We start from the raw sequence: 5,021 nt of genomic DNA, 5'->3' as shown, positions 1-5,021 counted from the left end.
CTGAAAACACAGGTTTTACATCGTCTTTTATCGTAATAGTTTGGGTATGTGTAATGGATTTTCCACAATCGTTAGTAGCTGTCCAAGAGCGGGTTAGCACGTAATCATTTTTGCATCTCTCGTTTGATTTCGTCTCTCCGTTATAAACCACTTTCGGATTACAATTTCCTGATACTTGCAATGTAGGAACTGACGGAATTTCTTTTTCGCAAGTAACTGTTATATTTTTAGGCAATTCGCCTATGAATTGTATTTCCAAAGGAATAATGGTAACTTTCTGTGTGTAAGTAGCTTTATTTTCACAATCATCGGAAGCCTCCCATTTATAGATGATTACTTTATTTCCGTTTTCTTGCCTTTCTTCTTGGCTCTTGGTTACTTGAACACTAGAACAATTATCCGTTGCGGTTAAATCTATTTGTGTTGGAATATTGTTTTCTTCGACAGAAATATCAGCAGGTAAAGTTCCTGAAAATACAGGTTTTACATCATCTTTTATCGTAATGACTTGAGTATGTGTAATAGATTTTCCACAGTCGTTAGTAGCTGTCCAAGAGCGTGTTAGGGTATAATCATTTTTACATTTCTCGTTGGATTTTGTTTCTCCATTATAAACCACTTTCGGATTACAATTGCCTGATGCACTCAAAGTAGGAACTGACGGAATTTCTTTTTCGCAGGAAATTGTCAAATTCTTAGGCAATTCGCCCACAAAATTGATTTCTGATGGAACAACAGTAACTTTCTGTGTGTAAGTAACTTTATTTCCACAATCATCGGAAGCCTCCCATTTATAAATGATTACTTTGTTTCCGTTTTCTTGCCTTTCTTCTTGGATTTTAACAACTTGAATATTTTCAGAGCAATTATCCGTAGCGGTTAAATCTATTTGTGTTGGAATATTGTTTTCTTCCACAGAAATATCAGCAGGTAAAGTTCCTGAAAATGTAGGTTTTACATCGTCTTTTATCGTAATGATTTGAGTATGTGTGATAGTTTTTCCGCAGTCGTTAGTAGCTGTCCAAGAGCGTGTTAACACGTAATCATTTTTGCATTTCTCGTTGGATTTTGTTTCTCCTTTATAAACCACTTTCGGACTACAATTTCCCGATACTTCCAATGTAGGAACTGATGGAATTTCTTTTTCGCAAGTAACAGTCATATTTTTAGGTAATTCTCCTATGAATCGTATTTCCAAAGGAATAATGGTAACTTTCTGTGTGTAAGTAGCTTTATTTCCACAATCATCGGAAGTCTCCCATTTATAGATAATTACTTTATTTCCGTTTTCTTGCTTTTCTTCTTGATTCTTTGTCACTTGAATATTTTCAGAACAATTATCCGTTGCGGTTAAATCAATTTGTATTGGAATATTGTTTTCCTCCACAGAAATATCAGTTGGTAAATTCCCTGAAAATACAGGTTTTACATCGTCTTTTATCGTAATGATTTGAGTATGTGTGATAGTTTTTCCGCAGTCGTTAGTGGCTGTCCAAGAGCGTGTTAACACGTAATCATTTTTGCATTTTTCGTTTGATTTCGTCTGTCCATTATAAACCACTTTCGGATTACAGCTACCTGACACTTTCAATGTAGGAACTGACGGAATTTCTTTTTCACAAGAAATTGTCAAATTCTTAGGTAATTCGCCTACAAAATTGATTTCTGATGGAATAACAGTAATTTTTTGTGTGTGAGTAGCTTTATTTCCACAATCATCAGAGGCTTCCCATTTATAAATAATTACTCTATTTCCGTTTTCTTCCTTTTCTTCTTTTGATTTGATAACTCCAACATTAACAGAACAATTGTCTGTGGCGGTTAAATGTATCTGCTCTTGAATTTTTCCTTCTTCCACCGAGACATTGGTTGGTAAAGGTTCTTTGAATACAGGTGATTTATCATCTCTTACAGAAATAATTTGCTCAAAATTAACCGATTGACCACAGCCTGTTGCTGTATAGACGCGTTTGATAGTGTACGTATTGGCACAATTTCCATTTATTTTTGTATCGATGTGCGTAATATTTACCGAAACACAGCCACTGGTTTCAAATTGTGAATTATCCGCATCTGGAACAGCATCACAAGAAACGGAAAGTGAGGTTTTAGGAGTTTTTGTAAATACAAGTGTTTCAGGCAAAGAAAGGTCACGAGTAATTGTAAAACCTCCTTTCTTAGGGTCGAAAGTGGTAAGCGCATAAGCAATACCATCAATCTCTTCTATTTTTATAACTCCTGCTGATACATCTGGTTTTTGTCCTCCAAAAGCAATGGTATTTACCGATATATTTGGTAGTTTTACGGTGTGATTTCCGTCATTTTCCGTAGAAGCAGCCAAAGTGTATTTAAATGTTTTACCAAAATCGTCCGAAAGCAAAATTCGAACTCTGCTGGTGTTTTTGTTAAAAATTTGCTCATCTACACTCCAAGTAAGCTGGACATTATCCCCTCCTTTATAATTTTTTCCCATTAAAGAAGTAATCTTAAAAGGCGTTCCATCCTCAATAATCACTTGGGTTTGAGCCATATCGTACTGACTGATATAATTGCTCACCTGTTGAGGTTGAGCATCGCTCACACCCAACCAAAAGGTAAACGTACCTACGGCATTAGGCGTCGTATTATGTAATACATTACGAGATTTTTCGCTGTATTCTGTTTGAAATACAACAGGATTACTGGTGGTGGCTTTTCGTGTTAAAAAACTGGCTATTGAGCGTTCAGCCCCTCTGCGAATATCCGTTTGATGAGCGGCATACAACAAAGGCTTATTTTCAGGGTCTTGAGCAGGAATATAAAACTGAAAAAAAGTCTCTTTCGGAATTTTATAACTTGCTTTTATTTTCGTTTTGTCAATAGTAGGAGGTTGATTTTGAATAGCTATTCCGTACGGAAAATTAGTCACTGACGAATTGTTACCTACTTTTTGAGTTCGATTGGTATCCGAAAAATAAGGTACGTTAACCAATTTTTCTCGAATCATTTGTATGCTTCGTAAGGAAAAAAAATCCCGAGGATTTCCATACGACATTATGGATTGTCCTGTCAGCATTTCCGTTTTATCACTGGCAGGGTCAATAAGTCTATTACTCGTAAAAGCAAACGTATGTCTTGCCCCAAATAAATGCCCTATTTCGTGCATAATAACGGAACGAGAGACCAAAGCCACCGCCCCAGCCTTTTCCGTTTTGTAGGCATTTTCTAAATACGCAAGTCCCGCTACTTCTGTAACTTTGGCTATGTATATTCCTAAATCATAGTTTTTTTCGCCTATTTTTGAATTTATTATCCTTGTGGCATTGTTAATAATATAACTTGCACTCTTATTAGAAATTTCATCTTTTTGTTTCGAAATTAGATTTTCATCCTTTACAATTTCAAATCGGATACCCAAATCACGCGTATATGCCTCATTGAGTTCCATTTCTTTGGTAGCCCAAAACGTTTTCACTTCTTCCACCTTACTACTAAAACCAACATATGTATCCGAAAAATATTCATAACTGATTGCCATCGCTAATCGATAGACTCTAAGTACATTTGTGTTGGGAATGGAGGGCGTTGAGGTGTTCGAACCCGACAGAAGCACAGGACGTTTGGTGGAAGGGTTTTCAGAATGACAATGTCCGTTAGCACACGTACCGCATTTGTGATTGGAACTTTCGGTGTACAAGATTAGAAAACCATCTTCCGACGTTTTTAGAACGATTTCTTTTTCTTTCCAACGAATATTTCCCGAAATGGTTCCATTCAAAATGGAAATAACCGCCACTAAATTTTTATCGTGATACCCCACAAACGAACGAATGCCCTCACTTTGAGTAAATGAAGTATGTCGTTCTTCCCACTGTAATAAAATTTTCTCATTTTTAGATATAGGCACTGCCCATTCAATCTTATTTCCTGCTGAAAATAAATGAATTACATCAATGGCTTTTGTTGACGTTTTAATCGTTTCTTGTGCAAAAACCACTTGCCCAAAACTGATAAAGCTAAAAATGAGATAGATATAATATTTCATCGAATAATATTTTTTAGTATGAGATTTTTCGATTTTTTTTAGAAAAAAGCAAAACTCCCTTCGTAAAACTTTGCAAAGGGAATTTCAACAATTATCTTACAAACAAATAGCCTTGTTTTGTATTTGATTTTCCTGTAATGTCTTGATATTTGAGTATATAGAAATACGTTCCTGTGGGAAGACGTTTGCCTTTTCCGAAAACTCCTTTCACGTTGGCATATCCTCGGAAAACTTCGCCATTTTTTTGATAGTTTTTCGATTCATACACTTTCTGACCTAATTCGTTAAAAATCTCAATTTGAAGATTTTTATAATTCTTGATAGGCTCAATTTTCAAATAATTCTCCGAACCTGACTCAGTAGAAACACCATTGTAAACAGTTATTTTTTCTGATGATTTTTGTATTGTAATTTTCTGTTCGTGAGTAGTTTTGTTTCCACATTCATCGGAAGCTTCCCATTTATAAATGATTACTTTATTTTCTCCTTCCTGTCTTTCTTCTTTTGATTTGATAACTTCAATATTAGCAGAACAATTGTCCGTAGCAGTTAACGTTTCTTGTGTTGGGACTTCACTTTCTTCTACAGAAACATCCGCAGGTAAAGACTCATTAAATGTCGGAGCTTTATCATCTTTTATCGTAATGGTTTGGGTATGTATAATGGATTTTCCGCAATCGTTAGTAGCTGTCCAAGAGCGTGTTAGGGTATAATCATTTTTACATTTCTCGTTGGATTTCGTCTCTCCGTTATAAACCACTTTCGGATTGCAATTGCCTGATACTTGCAATGTAGGAACTGACGGAATTTCTTTTTCGCAGGAGATAGTCATGTCTTTGGGCAAATCTCCTGTAAATTCTATTTTTGAAGAAATAACCGTAACTTTCTGTTCATGAGTAACTTTATTTCCACAATCATCGGAAGCCTCCCATTTATAGGTAATTACTTTGTTCTCTCCCTCCTGTTTTTCTTCTTTTGATTTGATAACTTGAACTTT

Annotated in this window: 2 protein-coding genes; both read right to left on the bottom strand. The window is 35.5% G+C overall.

What is annotated here, in order from left to right; genetic code table 11:
- The coding region (locus CCAND38_RS01285; RefSeq protein WP_231549987.1) for a zinc-dependent metalloprotease family protein at positions 1-4,024 on the bottom strand (4,024 nt) is incomplete at its 3' end.
- A gap of 91 nt (positions 4,025-4,115) precedes the next feature.
- Positions 4,116-5,021 (bottom strand): T9SS type B sorting domain-containing protein (locus CCAND38_RS01280; protein ID WP_042343173.1); only part of this gene is annotated, 906 nt, incomplete at its 5' end.

Source organism: Capnocytophaga canis (genome assembly GCF_000827555.1).
Lineage (GTDB): Bacteria > Bacteroidota > Bacteroidia > Flavobacteriales > Flavobacteriaceae > Capnocytophaga > Capnocytophaga canis.
Note: the sequence above shows the minus strand (reverse complement) of the source record. Positions and strands in the feature narration are given on the sequence as shown.